This is a genomic window from Legionella maceachernii, from assembly GCF_900167045.1.
Taxonomy (GTDB): domain Bacteria; phylum Pseudomonadota; class Gammaproteobacteria; order Legionellales; family Legionellaceae; genus Tatlockia; species Tatlockia maceachernii.
This window is the reverse complement of sequence record NZ_FUXJ01000005.1, coordinates 16,054-34,415: the sequence shown is the minus strand read 5'-3', so window position 1 is coordinate 34,415 and position 18,362 is coordinate 16,054. Positions and strand designations below refer to the sequence as shown.

The window sequence follows — 18,362 nt, the reverse complement described above, 5'->3', positions numbered from 1 at the left end:
GCGAGTGCAGACTGAGATAAAACCTACAGATACTTGCGCATAAGTAGAGTTTTACCCGACACTCGCTTGCGGCTCTTTTTAATGCCCTATCGCTTTTAAAAAAAATAGTTGTCCACAATCAGAGGTCGAATCATTAATTCCTAAATTATTTAAATTGACAATGAATTTTAAGCAAGAAATAATGGTTTTTTTAGATTGGAAAAGAGGTTGATAATTCCACAAAATGGACAAAGAAAAAGCAGTAATTATAATTCCTACTTACAATGAAGCAGCCATTATCGAAGAAACTATCGAAAAAGTTTTTCAGGAAGTCTCTGCTATTTCAAATTTGGATGTTCACTTATTAATTTTTGATAGTAATTCGAATGATGGTACCCAGGATATTTTGTATCAGCTGCAAAAAAAATATTCTAAGCTGCATGTAAAAACAGAGGAATCAAAGTCGGGTTTAGGCTCTGCTTATTTTCAGGCAATGACCCATGCCTTAAATGAATTGCATGCCGATATTATTGTAGAATTTGATGCTGATTTATCGCACCAACCCATCTATCTTCCTCCGATGTTTGAAGCTTTGCAAAACTATGACGTTGTCATTGGCAGTCGTTATATCGTTGGTGGTAGTATTGCAAAAAACTGGTGTTGGAATCGAAAAATTTTGTCCATTTTAGGTAATCAGATCGCTCGGTTAATATTAACAAGGAAATATAAAGACTTTACTAGTGGCTTTAGAGTAACGCGTAAAAATGCTTTACTTAAAGCATTACCTTCCTCGTTTATCTCTCCTAACTATGCTTACAAAATAGAGCTTTTATGGCTATTACACAAAAACAAGCTCGCTATTTTAGAGTATCCGATTCATTTTATTGATAGGCAAAAGGGAAAAAGTAAACTACCTGCTCACAGTATATTTGATTCAATTAGGGTGCTTTGGAATTTACGATTTAACGAACTAAAGCGCTATATACCCAAAATACTCAGAAATGCTAGTGTGTCGCAGTAATTTATGAAACTCCATTTTAAAGTTCCTATTATTCTTATAGCAGCTTCTATTCTGCTGAGAATTTTTTTTATTTTAAATACCAATTTATTGGTACAGGAAGCCTATTACTGGAATTATTCTAATCACCTGGATTTCAGCTATCTTGATCATCCTCCCATGGTTGCTCTGTTAATTAAATTGAGCACATTCATTTTTGGGGTGAATGAATGGGGAGTGCGATTTGCAACCATTCCTTGCTGGTTCCTAACGGTGTTTTTCAGTTACAAATTAGCAGAGTTAATTCAGCGAGGAACGGGAAAATATTCCATACTTTTATTATCCCTTCTTCCCTTTTTTTTCGTTCATTCCTTAATTATTACACCTGATATTCCTCTTATTCTATGCTGGGCTGCAACGTTATATTACCTTTATCAAGCCCTCATTTTGGAAAAATCAAATAGCTGGTATTGGGCTGGATTGTGGATTGGATTGGGGCTTATATCGAAATACACGATTGCCCTGCTTGGTTTTACAACATTTATTTATTTGATATTTTTCTCCCCCAAGTGGTTTAAACGCAAAGAACCTTATGTTTGCGCATTCATTGCGATTTTGCTTTTTTTACCTGTTATATACTGGAATTGGACTCATGAATGGGCTTCTTTTTTATTTCAAAGTAAACGAAGGTTGCAAAATCATTATGTTTTTTCTTTTCATGCATTAGTCGGATTACTTATCGTTTTTCTAACGCCAATAGGGATTTGGAATGGCTGGCAACTGATTTCCGATAAATACTCACAGGCTATAAAAATAAGCACTCAAAATAAGTGTTTTTTAAAGCTTTTTACTTTTATCCCTCTTCTCGTTTTTGCATCATTTAGTTTGTTTCATGAAATTAAATTAAATTGGATTGGCCCGAGCCTTTTGGCTCTTCTTCCTTGGATTCAAATCGAGATCCAGGAGCATAGGAATAAGAGTTGGACTTTTATTTTAGGTGTATTGTTGTTTGTTTATGCAAGCATTATCTTTTGTCTTGTCTCTGGAAAACCTCAAGCAATTTATCAATATGCTTTTGCAAAACAATTACCTTGGGAAAAGCTCACTTCGCAACTGCAATTGATTGCTGAAAACATAGAATTTAATGCCAAGAGCGCGCCGATTATTGTTCCTTTAGACACCTACAATATTGGCAGTGAATTAACTTTTTATCAGAAAAAATTTTTTGACCATGGGCAAACAAAAACCAGTTATCCCATTATTGGCTCGCATATTTTTGGCACTAACAGTTTAATGTATAAATATTGGAGTAATAGTAAAGAAACAGAGGGAAAAATTCTAATTTTAGTTGCCAAAGAACCCTACCGATTTAACAACCTGGAAATTTGGCAAAAAACGACTTTTCTTACACCTGTTTTAGAAATGAATATTAATAATGAATTAAATCCGGCTAACGATAATAAAATCTATTACCAAATCGTAAAAAAAGCATAGAGTTAATTCGAAAAAATATGGTTTCTCTTAAGAATAATATCCTTTCGCAATTGATAATTAAAACAAGAAAGAAAATACTGCTGCAAATTGGGAGGTAATACGCCGTTTTCAAGGTTTATTCCGGCAGGATTAATTTGAATTAGATTTTTTTTCGCGCTTTGATTCGTATTCATTGGGACTATTATCATTTGCAGGTTCATGCTTATCCCTTTTATTATTTCAGTGGCTGTAAACGGTAAAGGGCAATTTTGTGGCGGTTCGCCTGCGGCTAATTGCTCCAACAGCTGCTCAGGAATAGTGAGGTTTGCTTCGATAGGTTGTCCAGTATTGAGATTGAAATCGGCTTGAATCATACCGGTTGCATACTGGATCTGAATGGGAGCAACGGTTAGTTGCTGATTACTTCCTTGCAACATTGCCTCCATTAGAATGGGTAATTTCTGTGCACTAATTCCTATTATCGACTCCAAGGCCTGGGGATTGTTAAACGTCGCCTTTATTTGGCCATTCAGATGCTGTTGTTGATAGTGAGAATTCACCTCGATTTGATTATTTGCAAGAGTAAATTTCCCTACAAAATCGAATAACCCTTTTTCAAAACGCAGTGTCGCATCACCTTGTATGAGTTGATCTTTGTACGCACTATTCACAGCGATTTGAAATTGCTTTTTATCAGAAGAGAATTGATCAATTTTAATGGTAGCGATATGGATAGGAGCCGCCTTAGTTGCATAAATAATATTTAAATCATTTAAATCAATCTTATCTACACTGACATGGGTAGACTTCATTGGGGTTTGACTTACTGGATTTTTATCTTGTGAGAGAACAGTACGATTCTCCTCATTTTGATGTTTTTCTTCCGGTTTAGGAAAATTGGGTAAATTTAAGAAAACCTTGTCCGCATGAATACTATAGATGTGCAATTGCTTTCTAAAGAGATCTAACAGTGAAAAGTCAAGGTAGGCTTTGTCGACACTCAGTGCGATTTTTCCCTGATATTGGTAATTTAAGTCATTCACAGTAATTTTAGGGTAGGGAAAAGCTCTAACATCCAAAATAAAATAGAGGTTGGTGACATTGGGGTTTTCGGGTTTGAACATTGAGTGTACCAAACGATTTGCAACAAAATTCACCGCGAAATTAATTAATAAAACCAACAAGACAATAATTCCAACAGAAATAGTAACGATTTTTAACAACTGAGAGCTCCCTTCTACTTTCATGATTAATCACTCATTTCCCATTTCATTTAAAATTCTCACTCTTTTGGATTGCTCTGTTAATACTAGACTATCCCTATTGTCTTTTTCGAATCACACAGGCGATAAGAATGAACACGATATATATCGCCATTAACAACAGAAAATAAAGTACCCGAGAATACCCTCTCATCTCCCGATTAAGACCAGAGCTCACCTGAACCAAATTGTTCTTTGGGAGCATCTTTAAATTTCGGTAAGTTATCATCAGAATTAACAATCCTATCCCCATACCAAATATGCCTGACTGGTTTAAATGATTCTGGCATTGAACCTATAAAATGAAAATTAGTTGCATTAATGCCTATACCCTCCTGTTGGTTTGGATCAAGAGAGATACCGTAAATAAGAGAATGGCATGATTTACAAAGGAATAGCCTTGCATTGTTTCTAATCATTTCATCAAGTTTATCTATCCCTGCTGTGATGTGAAAACGTGATTTTAAATATCCTGCTGTCCATGCATAACCTTGCTTATCAGCATCCCTTTTTGATTGCGATGCTACTTCACGGCATTTGTTGCAATGACAATATTGAGTAAAGAATGGATCACCATCACAATAAAATTTTACTGCTCCGCAATAACATTCACCTAAATATTTATGCATATATCTTTTAAACCAAAAAGGGTTCTTTTCCGGTGGAATCGAACGATTATTTGTTGCTCGTTTACAATCTAACGATGTCTACTGGTTAAAAACCCCAAACTAAATTTTCCAAATCCTTCATGCTGTGCACTTTAGATTGCCAATTTGGAACTCTTACCTGAATGTTTAAATTGCTATACTTATGGAGTAGCATAAGTGCAGTTAACTGATGGCTTAATACCTCTGTCATTTCATGGGACAAATACCCATAAGCTGCCAAAAAGGCTTGTAGTAATTGCTTATCACCCTGTATAAGAAACGCACCAGGACCAAGCAAGTCATATTCTGGTAACCCCAGCATTGCATCTCCAAAATCGATCAATCCACAGATATGCCAAATACCATCCACTTGGTTTACTAAAAAATTCATAGGGGTATATTCTCCAGTTAAGAGAACTGGCTTTTCGAACTTCGGTAATTCCTCTTTAATTGAATTAAGGTAAGCAGGTAGCTGTTCCAGCAAAGGCTGAGAAAGTCCTTTGGCTCGATGTTGTTCTATACAATTCGTTATTTGTTTTTCAATAAATTTCGGCCAATGGCAATCGATGACCTCAAGTCCATCAGTCGATAAAGCATGCACTTCTCGAATAAGAGCTCCTAGCTCGTGAATAATGACAACTTTATTGCTGTGCTCCATATTTTGCCAAAGAGTTTCCAAAAGAGTACCTTCCACTCTGCTAATAATGAGGTAAGGCCAACCTTCTATTTCCCCTTCGTACTCAAGCCTGGGAGTCTTTATCGACAGTTTTCCTTCTAAGTGTCCCAACACCAATCGCTCACTGTCAAATTGATCGCGATGGAAAGGAGGAAAAACTTTAATGACTTTGTCTTTTCCATACGCAAAAACAATATTCGTTCCTTCAGAAAAGGACGTCAATAAAGCTTCGGGTAATTGCTCTTGGTGAATTACTGCCCTAACAATATCGTCCTCAATATGTCGCTTTAGTTTTTCATAATCTTCGTAGGTATGAATGGCAGGAAACTGTTGGTTACTCATAATCGCTTCTCTTTGCTTCGTGCGTTCAATCTTTTGCAATAACTTGGTTATACTTTGAAAAAAAATTAATGCTATCACACAGAATCGAACAAACATTCATTCTTGCCAAATGATGTGTCTCGCTAAGAATAGCTCACGCGAACTGATAGTAATACCTAGTTTCATTATGAACGGGTGCATCCCCTGGATCAAGCATTGGCTTTAATAGGCAATTACGAGATTGATTTATCTCGGCGATAAAAACGCTTTAATATTTTTCACGACCTCTTTCGGCTGTTCTAGGTAGAGTAAATGTCCAGCTTTATTGATAACTTTAACTTTTGCATTCGGTAGTTTCTGCAAATTCAACTGTTGCCACTCAAAGGGCAAAACAGGATCACTATCGCACCATAAGACTAAAGTAGGGATTGATAGTTCATTGAGTTTTGTATTAATCCTTTTATAAATCGTCTTTTTAATCCCCCAAATATTAGACGAGGCGCTAGGGAAGAACGGACAGCATGGCCAAAACCCGGTAGCTGGCTTATGGCGTACATCTCGTCGATAAAATGAGCTTCAATGGTTTGATTGTCGACAACATTCATATGCAAACTATCACGCACTCCGTTGCGATTGAGGGTAGTTAATATCCTATTAAGTAAGGGGATAGTTAATAAACGATATAAGAGTTTTATTTTTCTTGAAAATCCGGCATTAGATAACAAAATTAAATTTTTAATTCCTGCTCTCTTTTCCAAGACATATTGCAGTGCTAATCCTCCGCCAAAAGAATGACCTAGCAAACTAACCTGCTCCAAACTTAGCTTTGCCATGAATTGCTCTAATAATTCAAGATAGAACGAAATGGAATAGTGAAGCTTCGGTTTAGCAGAACGTCCTGCCCCTGGCAAATCTAAAAGAATCAACTTGTAATTTTCAGCGAGTAAAGGTGCGAGCTGATACCAATGCTCCAAAGAAGCGCCCAGACCATGAATTAAGACCAAAGTCTCGCTGCCATCGCCGAACGCTCTGTAACGAATAGACAAGTCATTAATCGCAACATATTTGTCAGGTGCATAATTTAAAGTGGAGCTCATGAGTTGAGTCCTATGCTGTGCTTGCCAAATAAACGTTTAGCAAGAATGTTTCGCGTTTGGCAGTACTCGATGAGTTGCTCAGACTGTACGATAGGCGCTGATTCAACAGTGTAATTGACACTCATCACATAATTGAGCCAAGGTTCCTGGCCCAAGGCATAAACGTAGACTTGTTTGCAATTAAAGGTATCCACTATATATTTTGCTTTGACAAAATCGGAGCCGTTTAAACGCCGGGATTGATCCATTTTGCGGTTCAATGGCTTTAGCAAAATAGCTTGATAAAGCCAGCTTAGTGGAGCACCATCACATTCCATACCGACAAATAAAAGATCTAAATCGCCAACAATCGGCTGTAAATGATCGTAAAGTGCAGGATCTAAATTATTCGAGTCAGCCGCACATAAGATCTTTTTATTTTCTATGTTAATAAAATGAGCAATCTTGGTTTGAATATGAAGATCGCCATGCTCGCCTAAAAAAGGGAGGCCTTGAATGAAGCCATTAGGGATATTTATTTTCTCTAACTCACCTAAACTGATGACTGATTTAAATCCCACCGATTCAAGCATTAATTTTAATGAGGGATCTTGAAGCATCCCTGCACCGTTGGCAGGCACTACAACAGTAGTAATTTTATGTCTCAACTGAAATAAATGCTCTAGTAAAACATGATCCTGATGGGCGTGCGTTAACAATACATAATCGATTTTAGGCGGCAGATCCGCATAGGTAAAACGTTCAATATCGCTTGGATATTCATAACTGATTACAGGATCTACCAAGATATTACATGCCTTAGATTCAATTAAAATACAAGCATGGCCAAAATAACGGACTCTAACCTCAGATTCATTGTCGATAGCCTGATAACGATTAGCGGGTTGTTCTGTGGTAAATAAATGATTTATCTGCTTAGTACTAAGCCCCAGCTGCTGCGATAGCTCTACTAACTCCTCATCATTTAAGGGCAAATCCCTGGCCTGAAATAATCGGTCATATAAGGGATCTGAAAAGGGCAAATTCAAGTGTACTTCCGAGTCTTTTGGCAATCGGGGCGTACTAAGACAAAAAGGACGATAGTCCTTATCGGTAGTCGATAACAGCATTGATTGCATCGAAGTTGTCGCAAGCTTCCCATGATAGAGCAAGGCCTCGATAAAACGAAAATGGGGCTGATTCGCTGCATCATAGTAAAGTTCAACATAACCTTTAAGGACTTCAGGAAGATCAACATACAGAGGTTCTAAAGACATTCCTTCAGGATGCTCTGCTAGCATCGTCGTTAGTTGTTTCAGGGCATCGGCGAACATGGCATGATGCCCTATCTTTTCCTTAGTTTGCTCAAATAACTGACCGATTTCTTCAGTACGTATTTCAGGATAATCAATAAAAGGTCCGCCAATATTTTCAGGATTTTTACAGGCTATTTGATGCATCTGCGGGGATTTAAGATAGCTTTCCATAATCTTCATATGCGTTTGAGTAAAAACCATTGCTGCGGTTGCCGGCGAGATAATATAGCTCCAAGCATACCAAAGATTGACTAAGGGTTCTGCAACCACATTTTGTCTTAAATAATAGTTCTGATTAGGCATTTACTATCTCCTGCGCAAAAATTTGTTCAATAATTTCTGCCAATTGATTAACAGCAGGCTCAGCAAAGATCGATAAATGATCCCCTAATGACATTTGATGAACAACAACCCGATCAGCAAATTGTTGCCATCCCCAATCAGGGCTATGCAATAGCACCTCAGGCCTAAAATCGTCATCATGTATCTCCGAGGCTTTAACCAGATGGAGAGGGTGCATTGCTTTGCCAGTCGGGCAGTAATTTTTATAAGCCAGGGTATTATTAATTAACACATCAACAAATTTTCTCACCACTTCCCTGTTAGTCGACGCGGGAATCACCCCTGCTGACACTAAAGCCTGCTTAAATAATTCATATTTCTCTTCTGAATTAGCTATGCTAAGCATTGCTGTATCTATCACTAATGGGGTCTGTAAATAGCGCTCCATATGTCGTAAAGCATAAAGAATCCACTCCTGGTTATTCACTGGAAAATGACTGGGCTTAGAGTCTTTGGTAGGCGCCATCATATCCAATAGAATAACTTGGCCAATATCTTCTTTCTTCCTTAGCGCTTGCACGAGTTCAAAGACCGTAATAGCACCCAAGGAATGACCTAAAAAGTGATAAGGCGGCTTTAAACCTGCTTCCTTAATCGCTTTGATGTAAGTCTCCACTATCTCTGAGATCTGATTTAGTGGAGAAAAATCATCGTAGAGCCCCAAAGCCTGAATACCAAAACAGGGTAATCCGATCTTTAGCTTTTTAACCAACGGATGGAAATAGATGATATTACCGCCTGTTCCAGGAATAAAAATCACCGATCCTTGCCCATTTTTTAGAGCATTAAGAGGTATGACGAGATTAGCAAGATTAGGTACAGGCTTGCTAAAAGAGATTTCCTCTTGTTGGCCTAGAGGCGCAATGATGCTATCCAACAGCAGATTAATAGTCGTATCCTTTAATTTCTTAGCCGGATAGTAAAGCGAGATTTCCAATTGTTCCTGTACAATCTGGGCAGTAATTTCAATTTCATATAAACGTTGCTGTTCAGCGTGCCGTTCCTGAGCATTTAACTCCTTAGTTAAACGAAACGGCGCATTCTGACTAATCGTCTGATCAATATTCCCCAGATAGTTAAAACAAACCTCAGCATTTTCTCTGTTAGAAAGCAACAGAGAATTCTGGGTACAGGCTAAAATTTGCTCATCAATCGATTGCGGAGTATTAAATTGAACATTAAAAGGAACAATGTTGGTAAACCAGCCGACTGTATTGCTTACATCAATACCAGACAAAATCAGGTCCCGTCCATGCCCTTCCACATCAATAGTTAGTGCGTCCAGGTTAAAAACCTCTTTAAAGGCTCTAAACACACTAGTCAGCAGGCAAGCTTGATTGATCGTTTTTAAATTTTTTAGAGGCAGGGAGCGAAACAGCAAACGTTCATCTTTTACCTGATTAGCCTTTTCTTCCGGATAATCGAAGTCTAAGGGTGTGCTAGCTCCTACCTGCTCTTGACCACTGGAACTCATGTTCCTGAGTGCCAGGCTCCAGTCCTTGAAGGAGGAGCTCAAGGCCGACAAACTCGGATTAACATTTTTTACTAATTGCTCATAAACGGTCATCAAACTATTAAAGATAATCCGCCATGAAACCCCATCCACGATCAAATGGTGGACAGAGAAAACAAGGTATTTTGCCTGTTGTTTAGAGTCAATAAAGCAAGCGACCTTAAAGACAGGACCCTTTTCTATATCAAAGCCAGCTTGAAAATCCTGCAATGTTTTATCGATACCAGTGTCTGCATAATCGAACAAAGAAAAGACCTGTTCAACGAAGGGCTCATGTTGCTGCTGATCGAGATAATACTGTGTCCATAAGCCATCCTTGTTTTTAAACCTGAGGCGAAAGGCATCATAATGTCTCATGACTATCATGAGTGCCTTAGCCAATAAATGGTTATCAACGTCTTGCGTCACTTCGAGGCAGATGCTTTGCAAGAAAAAATCAGGGAAAGCTAATTGCTGCCTAAAGAACCAACTTTGTATTGCTGTTAATGGGACTTCACCCTGCAATTCTTTAGCAACAATTTTTTCTTGTTGATCAGATTGCAGATAGCTTGCTAATTCGCTAATTGAGGGATGGATCAAGATATGATTAGGATTGACCGTGTATCCGGTTGCCTCTTTGAGTAAGGAAGACATCTGCAAAGCTGTTATTGAATCACCACCTAAGGCAAAAAAATCGCTATGACGGCCTAAGGTTTCCACCTTAAATAATTGTTGCCAGATAGCAGCGATACTCTGTTCTAAATCACCTTGTGGCGCTTCATAGAGACTTTCCTCTTCATAGAGAGAAAACTCTTTCAGTAAGCGCTTAGTATCGACTTTGCCATTACTAGTCAGCGGCCATTGCTTCATAGCAACAAAATGATGCGGAATGGCATAAGAAGGTAAAAGGCCGGAGGCATATTTTCGTAACTCAGCTGATGTTAAGGGCTCTTGGTTCAGATCATAATAGAATAAGACTAGTTTTTTATTAGAGTCTTCTTCAATGCACATTAGCTTGCTTGCACTCAATTTCTCCCATTGATTAAATGCATTTTCGATATCATGGGCTTCAATACGATAGCCATTTATTTTTATCTGCTTATCCTTACGCCCAATAAATTCTATGGCATTTTCCTCATTGCAACGGACTAGATCACCGGTCTTATACATCCGTTTATTTAAGTAAGGACTTACGATAAAACGCTCATCAGTGAGCTGGCTATCATTCAAATAACCTAAAGCAAGGCCATCGCCTGCAATATATAATTCGCCAATGGCACCTTTAGGAACTAAATTTAAACGCTCGTCTAAGATGTAGGCCTGTGTATTGTTAATAGGTCTCCCTATGGGAACAGAGCCCTTAAGGCGCTGATTGGCTGAAACAAGGTAAGTACAAGCAAAAGTTGTTGCCTCTGTTGGGCCATAGCCGTTGATTAAAGCATGATGCGGATAGCGCTGAATAAACTGGTTTACATGTTCCACGGATAAAATATCACCACCAGCAATAAGCTGCTTCACCGAGCTTAGATCCTCTAAATGATGTTGCACGAATAACTGAAAAAGCCCAGCAGTTAACCATAAAATCGTTACCTGATGGCGACTAAGCAATTCTGCCATACCATCCATTGAATTAAGGCCTGCATCGGGGATGACGAGTTTGGCTCCATTTAACAAACAAGCCCAGATTTCAAAAGTAGTCGCGTCAAAACTTACAGCGGCCAATTGAATGAATACATCCTCAGGCTTGATATTTACATAGTTAGCATTCTGGCAAAGGCGTAAAACACCGCGATGAGCAATCATAACGCCTTTCGGTTTACCTGTGGTCCCTGAGGTATAACAGATATAGGCCAGATCATCTGGTTGTATAGTCGGTAGCTCGAATTGCTTAGACTCTGTTGCAATTGCTGATGCCTGCTCATCCAGACAGAGTAAACTGCCGTTTGCTGGTGGCAACTCATCGGCCAACTCGCTATTACTTACAATAATTGCAGCCAGAGCATCCTCCAAGATAGCCGCTGTTCGACTCACCGGATTTTTAGTATCTAAAATCAGATAAGCCGCTCCCAATTTAACAATAGCTAACAGCGTAGTGATTAAATCGATAGAGCGCTCAAGGAAAACCGCTATAACCATTCCCTGCCCTACCCCCATCGCACTCAAGTAATTAGCTAGCTGATTACTCTGCTCATCTAATTGTTGATAACTCCAGGTCTCGTGCTCACTAATTAATGCGGTTGCTTCTGGATTTTCTGCCACCCGCTGAGCAAACACCGAGGTGATTGACAGGTTTTCAAGAGGAATATTCACACAAGGGAATAATTCATTGGCTAACTCATTTTTTTCCTCGGCGCTTAAAATATCATTGAGGGAAAATACTAATTGATTATTGTTAAGAATGAGCTGAATCATGGCTTGATAATAGCTCAGCCAAGAAGCAATAGTAGTCTCTGAAAAACACTCGCTACGATAATCACAATCGAGAATTAATCGGTCACCTAGATTTAATAGATTAAAATCTAAATCAAAGACCTTATGCTGCACCTCCTGTTCTTCAATCTGAACATCAATATGAGCTAAGGCTTGAATATTAAGTGGGCGATCTAAATTAAAAATCACTTTGATCATCTCACTAGGATTGCTAAACCCTTGTTCAGCCAGGGCTTCCGTTAAAGACCCAAAGGGATAAGCCTGGTGCTCAAAGGCATCAAGTAAGGTTCCCTTAATTTTCATTAGATAAGACTGAAAGGATTCCCCCTGCTCGTAATGGCAAATAATGGGTAATAAATAAGTACAATAACCAACCAGAATATTATCATCTTTGTGTGTACGTCCCGATACCGGAATACCAACCATAATGGTTTCTTGTTGCGTTATAAAATGCAGCAAGTAACTATAAGTCGCAAAGAGCAACATAAATAAGGTACTTTTTTGTTCACCGGCAATTCTATTAAGTAATTCTAGTTGCTCACTATTGAATTGGAGACTTTGTCGTCTGGCCTGCGATGAAAATTGATTAGAAAGGGGCTGCTTATAAGGTAACTGTGTTCTGGGGATGCCATTTTGAAATTGCTTAAGCCAAAACTCCTTATGGGTTGCCATTTCAGCAGACAAGAGGCGTTCTTGACGCAGGTGGATAAAGGTATCAAAACCCATTAATTGATCGTCGACACTAAGAGGCTTATTCAGACTGCGCGCAGTATAGTATTGCGAAATATCCTTTAAAATAACCCCAATTGACCAGCCGTCAATAAGAATATGATTGACGACAAGAACCAAGATATGTTGTTCCGCTGAAAAACTTAATAAAAGAGCACGAATGGGCAGATCCTTGTTCAAGTTGAAGGGCTGGTCACGAAAGGCTGTTATTTGACTGTTAATCTCATTCGCCGGTTGTCTGAGCAGCGAGAATTTATAATCCGCTAAAATTCGCTGGCTTAAGCCCCCTTCATTGATCACCGTTCGCAATGCTGGGTGACGCTTAATAGCATAGTGGATACTCTGCTCTAAATGATCAACATTTAATAAGCCCTTAAATTTTAGAACACAGGCTTCGTTATAAGCGAGATAGGCTGTTGGATTTATCCTATTTAAAGCAAAGATTTGTCTTTGCTCGCGAGTGAGCGGGTATTCAATCGCTTTATCGCCTTGTGGCAAATCCTTCAGCTCATTAATATAAATTAAACCTTTTTGAGCTTTATCAGGGTCAATGCCAAAATCAATAAAGCAGGCTATTTCATCAACGCCAGCCCTATAGAGTTGATTAATAATAGGTTGTACTGACTGCGGAGAACCTATTAAGGCACTATTTTTAACGTAGTTATCGTAGGCCTTGGCTAAAATGAAATCCTTATCTTCTTCACTAAGCGTATCCACATCAATATTTAGTTGCTCGTTGGCAATCAAATTCTTAAACAGGCCGACAGAGGACTTCAAGTAATCACAAAAGGGTTTACGCGCTGTATTCACCGCCAGTTGCGCATCAGCATCGAGATAGGTATGGAGTAACACTGTCACATTCCCCATCTGAGGCGCATAACCATGAGCCTTGAGGCTTTCCCTGTAAACAGCAATATTTCTTCTTAAATCCTCAATGCTTTGCCCCAGAAGATTAGTGAGTATTCCCGCACCCATCTGCCCTGCTTTTTTATACATGTCTGTGGAGTTGACAATAGTGAGCCATATAGGAAGCTCCTTTTGTTTAGGCATAGGATAGAGTTTTATGTCCCTAGGCTTACCCTTAACTCCGTCAACCTTAACCGAATTACCTCGCCATAAATCCTGAATAACAGGAATTGCATCTAACATGACATCACGTTGCTGGCCATAGGTATTTTGCGCAAGAATAAAATCATCAGGATGCCAGCCTGAGGCAAAAGCGATACCCGTCCGGCCATTGGATAAATTGTCAATAATCGCCCAGTCCTCAGCGACTCGAATAGGGTGATGGAGAGGTAAGACTACACTACCAGCACGTAAGTTAATGTTCTGGGTCACTTGACTTATCGCCGAACAAAGCACTGAAGGATTAGGTGACAAACCACCGAATTCATGGAAATGGCGCTCTGGCAACCAAACAGCAGAAAAACCATGGCTATCAGCAAAACGAGAAGCGGATAAGACTAAATCATATTTGGATTCATTATAGTCATTACTATAGGTCCCAAAAAAAGAAATACCAATTTTGAGTTTTGCCTTTTCTGTCTCAGGGTTTTCCTCGATATGCTGCCCTAATTGAGCTAACTTCGACTGGCTTCTCTCCCAAAACCGTGTCTGCTGTTGTGTTTTGCTGGAAGTGCTTTGCTGATGAATACCGTAGATCGTTTTTAAATGAGATTTAATGCTGACCGACGGAAAAGCCAGACTGGCATTGAGCACAGCAGGGATCTTTCCAGGGAAAAAGCCATTAGAACGCAGTTGCATCAAAGTATCCTGAACGGCACCAACAAAATAATCCAGATCAGCTTCCGTATGTGCAGTGGAGATATAACAGGTTCTTCCTTCCCAAATATAAATCCCTCGATGAATCATCCCCGCATAGAATAAATCCATTTCCAAAGGCTGATATAAATAACTCGCATTCCCCGGCATGGTAAAACGGAACATGGTTCCAAAATTAACTACTTTTAAGGGGTAATCCTCGGCACCTAAAAAGGCATTAACCCTTGAAACCAGTGATTCGGCTCTTTGATTTAATTCTTCCTGTAAACTCGGACCCTCTTCTTTTAAATAACGAAGGACAGCCTCAGCGGCGGCCATGGTCAAAGGGTTTTGGTTAAAAGTGCCGCCAAAGAAGGTAGTCTCTTTTTGCGGATAACTTTCATCACCAAATTCCCAGGCTCCGCCATCTAAACAGTCAAGGAAATCACCTCGAGCTGCGACTACACCAATCGGTAGCCCTGATGCAATCAGCTTGCCATAAGTGACGATATCAGCCTGAACACCAAACCAGGCCTGCGCGCCGCCCTGATGAATCCTGAAACCGTTAACCATTTCATCAAAAATGAGTATGAGCTTGCATTCCTCAGTGAGCTGCCTTAATTGCTTTAGGAAATCTCGGGGTTGTAAATCAGGTTGACGGCTTTGTACCGGTTCAACGAGTATGGCCGCGATTTCGTCTGCGTGCTGACGAATATAGGCAAAACCCGCCTCATCAGCATAAGGCAGAACAACAACATCTTGAATTAAGGCTTCAGAAATACCCGGCCCAATTGGAAAAGACTCATAGCCATCGTCCTTTTTGCGAGAAAAAGCAAGCGTGTGATCAGAATGACCATGATAGGAGCTTGAGAAACTAATGATTTTATTCTTTTGACTATAAGCCCTTGCTATGCGAATTGCCGTATCAACCGCATGGGTACCCGAATTGCAAAAGGCAACCCGAGTCATACCTGTCATTTTTTTTATTAAATTTCCTGCTAACAAGGAGAGATGCGATTGCGGCCCAATCGCATAACCTTCAGAAATTTTGTCTTTCAAAGCCTTATCAAGAAAGGCCGGGCTGTGGCCAAAGAAATGAACCCCATAGCCTAGGCAATAGTCAATATACTCATTACCATCGATATCCCAAATGTGGGAACCCGCTGCTTGTTTGCAAACAATTGGATAAAGAATCTCTTTAGTTTCCAAACGGAAACCGACTGAATTACGAAAATCGGCAATCACTTGCCGCGATTGTTCCATCTGCGCTTTGGATTGTTTAGTTCTCTTGTTGTAATCCGCAATAAACTGCTCCAAGAACGACTGTTGCTCTTTGCTTAACTCACGACGTTGGGTTTGAATCGCCGCCCAAGGCCTTGTTGAAGTTGGGGCAGGTTTCCCCCTTACCGCTTTTCCAGTGCTTTGCGCCGCTCTGTTTACTGGAGTTGTACTTGACTGTTTATTAAGCACGGCCAGCTGTTGTGTAAATAATTGTTCCATAACCCTTAATTGCTGGCTGATGATCTGCTCTGCACCACTGCTTTGCAGGGGCAGCTCATTTTTCCCCTCTCCCCAGACCTGGGGAGAAGATGATGAGGGGCTGCAGGTTCGATCTTCATTCCTAATATTTGCCTCAGAGGGGCTGAGTTCCTCAGCAGGATTAGGGGGTGTGATAGCCGTTGTTTCTACTGCTGTTATTACCTCTTTTTTAACCGGACGATGCTTGGCAATATACGCTGCTAAGGCAGACAACGTATTAAATTCTTCAAATAACTGTCGGACTGATAATTTGAGCTGAAATAATTTTTCCACCATCTCAATTGCTTCAACCAGAACAATAGAATCTGCTCCAAGCTCCAGCAATGAACTATTACTATCTAACTCCTGTGGCTTAGCGCCCAAGAGTTTAGCAAGATTAATTTTCAATTGTTCCAAGACAAGGTCTGTATCATTCATAGTATTTACTTCCATTACATCGTCTCTGTTGCTATACCAATAAGGTTTGTGTCGAAAGGGGTAAGTGGGTAAAAGGCATTTCTGGCTATCGGGATAGAGTGCATTAAGTTCAAGTCTGTAACCACTTAAAAACAATTCCACTAACAATTGACCTTGTTGCTCCGTATCCATTGGTTCGGTTATGGAACCGCGTTGTGTTGTTCCATTAAGCTCAATTCCCTGCTCCTTTAATTGTTGTGCATCAAATACCTTGGGCTTAATCTCAGCCTTAACCGCTTTGATCATTCCTGAATGGATTGATTGTAGAAAGTCAAGAAGTGTGGATCGCTCCCTGAAAGTCGTCGCAGCACGATAAGCAAATTGCGCTCTCCCGCAATTGCTCGTAAAACAAAAATCCATTAAATCGATTTCAGGAAAATCAGTTAAATAACTGTGCAGAGCTCCTGCCTTTTGTTTGAGAGCCCACTCATCTTTCGCCGACAAGGTAAATAAATGCAGGGCCCGTGTTTTTTTCACAGCAGGCTTTTCTGGTAGATAATCCGTGATTATCGCATGAGCATTGGTACCACTCATGCCAAAAGAACTTATCCCGGCATAGCGCTGTTGCTTGGTTTTAGGCCAGGGCAAATTATTTTGCACTACTGCTATGTTGGCATTTTGCCAATCAATATGGGGATTTAAGCTCCGGCTATGTAAGCTTTGTGGCAGTAATTCGTATTTTAAAGAGAGAATAACCTTGATTAGGCTGGCGATACCCGCTGCCGCTTCCAAATGGCCGATATTACCCTTAACTGAACCTATTTTTAACTGCTTATTATTGTTTTTAAAAATTCCAGCTAGAGCGTCAACCTCAATGGGATCACCCAACTCAGTTCCCGTGCCATGTGCTTCGATGTAATCAATCATCTCAGGTCTTAATTGCGCTTTTTCCAAGGCCTTACTAATTAGATCGCGTTGGGCATAGCCATTAGGCACAGTAAGACCGCTGCTTTCACCATTATGATTGACATGAGTTGCCTTAATGACCGCTAAAATATTGTCTTGTGATGTGAGGGCATCAGCTAAACGCTTCAAAATGACAACGCCACAGCCTTCACCACGACCAAATCCATCCGCATCGGCAGCAAAGGCTTTACTACAGCCACTAGGTGATAGCGCTCTCAGGCGCGATAAACCAATCATGGTTTTCGGCGATAAAATTAATTGAACACCAGCAACTATCGCCTGATCGGATTCGCCAAGCGCTAAGCTATTACAGGCAAGATGCAAAGCAGTTAGAGAGGAAGAACAAGCAGTGTCAACTGCCATGCAAGGCCCTCTTAGGCCCAAATAATAAGCCAGACGCCCTGCTGCAAAACTAAAGCTGTTACCCGAGTTTGCATAGGTATCAATTTGCTCATCGGATAATTCATCCAGCTGGCGCTGCAAATAATCAATTTGTCCAATTCCCAGGAAAACACCGGTTTGGCTATCGTTTAAACGATTGAAATCAATACCAGCATTTTCCAGGGCTTGCCAACTTACTTCCAATAACAAACGGTGTTGTGGATCGAGGCTTTCTGTTTCTCGGTTGGACAGATTAAAAAACGCCGGGTCAAAATCCAGGGGATTAGTGATTAAATGAGCATATTTAGTATTAATCTTGCCTTTGGAGGCAGGCGAGGCATCATAATAGCTCGAAATATCAAAACGATCCTGAGGGATTTCAGTGACTGTGCTTTGGCCTTTCTGTAAAAGCTCCCAAAACTGTTCTGGCGTATTGGCATTACCAGGAAAACGGCAAGCCATACCAACAATAGCAATATCGTCTTGATGCTTTTTTAAAGACTCAACTTCTAACTTTAATTTTTTAATAATCAAAGCGGATTTTTGTAAGGGGCTTAATTCTTCATTAGTCATAACAAT

General features: G+C 39.9%; 9 protein-coding genes. 2 read left to right on the top strand and 7 right to left on the bottom strand.

Features of this window, described 5'->3' with window-relative positions; all coding sequences use genetic code 11:
- Positions 1-223: 223 nt before the first annotated feature.
- Positions 224-1,000 carry a polyprenol monophosphomannose synthase gene (locus B5D33_RS04670; protein ID WP_058452902.1) on the top strand — a complete coding sequence of 259 codons (777 nt, stop codon included), beginning with the start codon at positions 224-226 and terminating at the stop codon, positions 998-1,000.
- A 3-nt stretch (positions 1,001-1,003) separates the two neighbouring features.
- Positions 1,004-2,470 (top strand): glycosyltransferase family 39 protein, encoded by a 1,467-nt coding sequence (locus B5D33_RS04665; RefSeq protein WP_058452901.1) that lies wholly within the window; start codon positions 1,004-1,006, stop codon positions 2,468-2,470.
- Positions 2,471-2,472: 2 nt separating this feature from the next.
- On the opposite strand, the gene B5D33_RS04660 is transcribed toward B5D33_RS04665, so the two are convergent.
- The 7 genes from B5D33_RS04660 to B5D33_RS04630 all read right to left on the bottom strand — a co-directional run bounded on the left by B5D33_RS04660 (position 2,473) and on the right by B5D33_RS04630 (position 18,356).
- Entirely contained in the window at positions 2,473-3,672 is a 1,200-nt protein-coding gene (locus B5D33_RS04660) for an AsmA family protein (protein WP_139364743.1), read from the bottom strand.
- A gap of 200 nt (positions 3,673-3,872) precedes the next feature.
- The gene (locus tag B5D33_RS04655) at positions 3,873-4,340 is read right to left on the bottom strand and encodes a GFA family protein (RefSeq protein ID WP_058452899.1); all 468 of its coding nucleotides are present in this window, start codon (positions 4,338-4,340) and stop codon (positions 3,873-3,875) included.
- Between the two features lie 85 nt (positions 4,341-4,425).
- Positions 4,426-5,376 carry a phosphotransferase family protein gene (locus tag B5D33_RS04650; protein WP_058453064.1) on the bottom strand — a complete coding sequence of 317 codons (951 nt, stop codon included), beginning with the start codon at positions 5,374-5,376 and terminating at the stop codon, positions 4,426-4,428.
- 225 nt (positions 5,377-5,601) lie between these two features.
- Complete coding sequence (locus B5D33_RS17040) at positions 5,602-5,784, bottom strand: alpha/beta fold hydrolase (protein ID WP_411550294.1); 183 nt, start codon at positions 5,782-5,784, stop codon at positions 5,602-5,604.
- Positions 5,772-6,452 (bottom strand): alpha/beta fold hydrolase, encoded by a 681-nt coding sequence (locus B5D33_RS04640; protein ID WP_058452898.1) that lies wholly within the window; start codon positions 6,450-6,452, stop codon positions 5,772-5,774. The genes B5D33_RS17040 and B5D33_RS04640 overlap by 13 nt, the downstream gene beginning before the upstream one ends.
- Positions 6,449-8,050 carry an MBL fold metallo-hydrolase gene (locus B5D33_RS04635; protein WP_058452897.1) on the bottom strand — a complete coding sequence of 534 codons (1,602 nt, stop codon included), beginning with the start codon at positions 8,048-8,050 and terminating at the stop codon, positions 6,449-6,451. Before B5D33_RS04635 ends, B5D33_RS04640 begins: the two co-directional genes overlap by 4 nt.
- Positions 8,043-18,356, bottom strand: a complete 10,314-nt coding sequence (locus B5D33_RS04630) for a non-ribosomal peptide synthetase (protein WP_058452896.1) — start codon at positions 18,354-18,356, stop codon at positions 8,043-8,045. Before B5D33_RS04630 ends, B5D33_RS04635 begins: the two co-directional genes overlap by 8 nt.
- Positions 18,357-18,362: the final 6 nt, after the last annotated feature.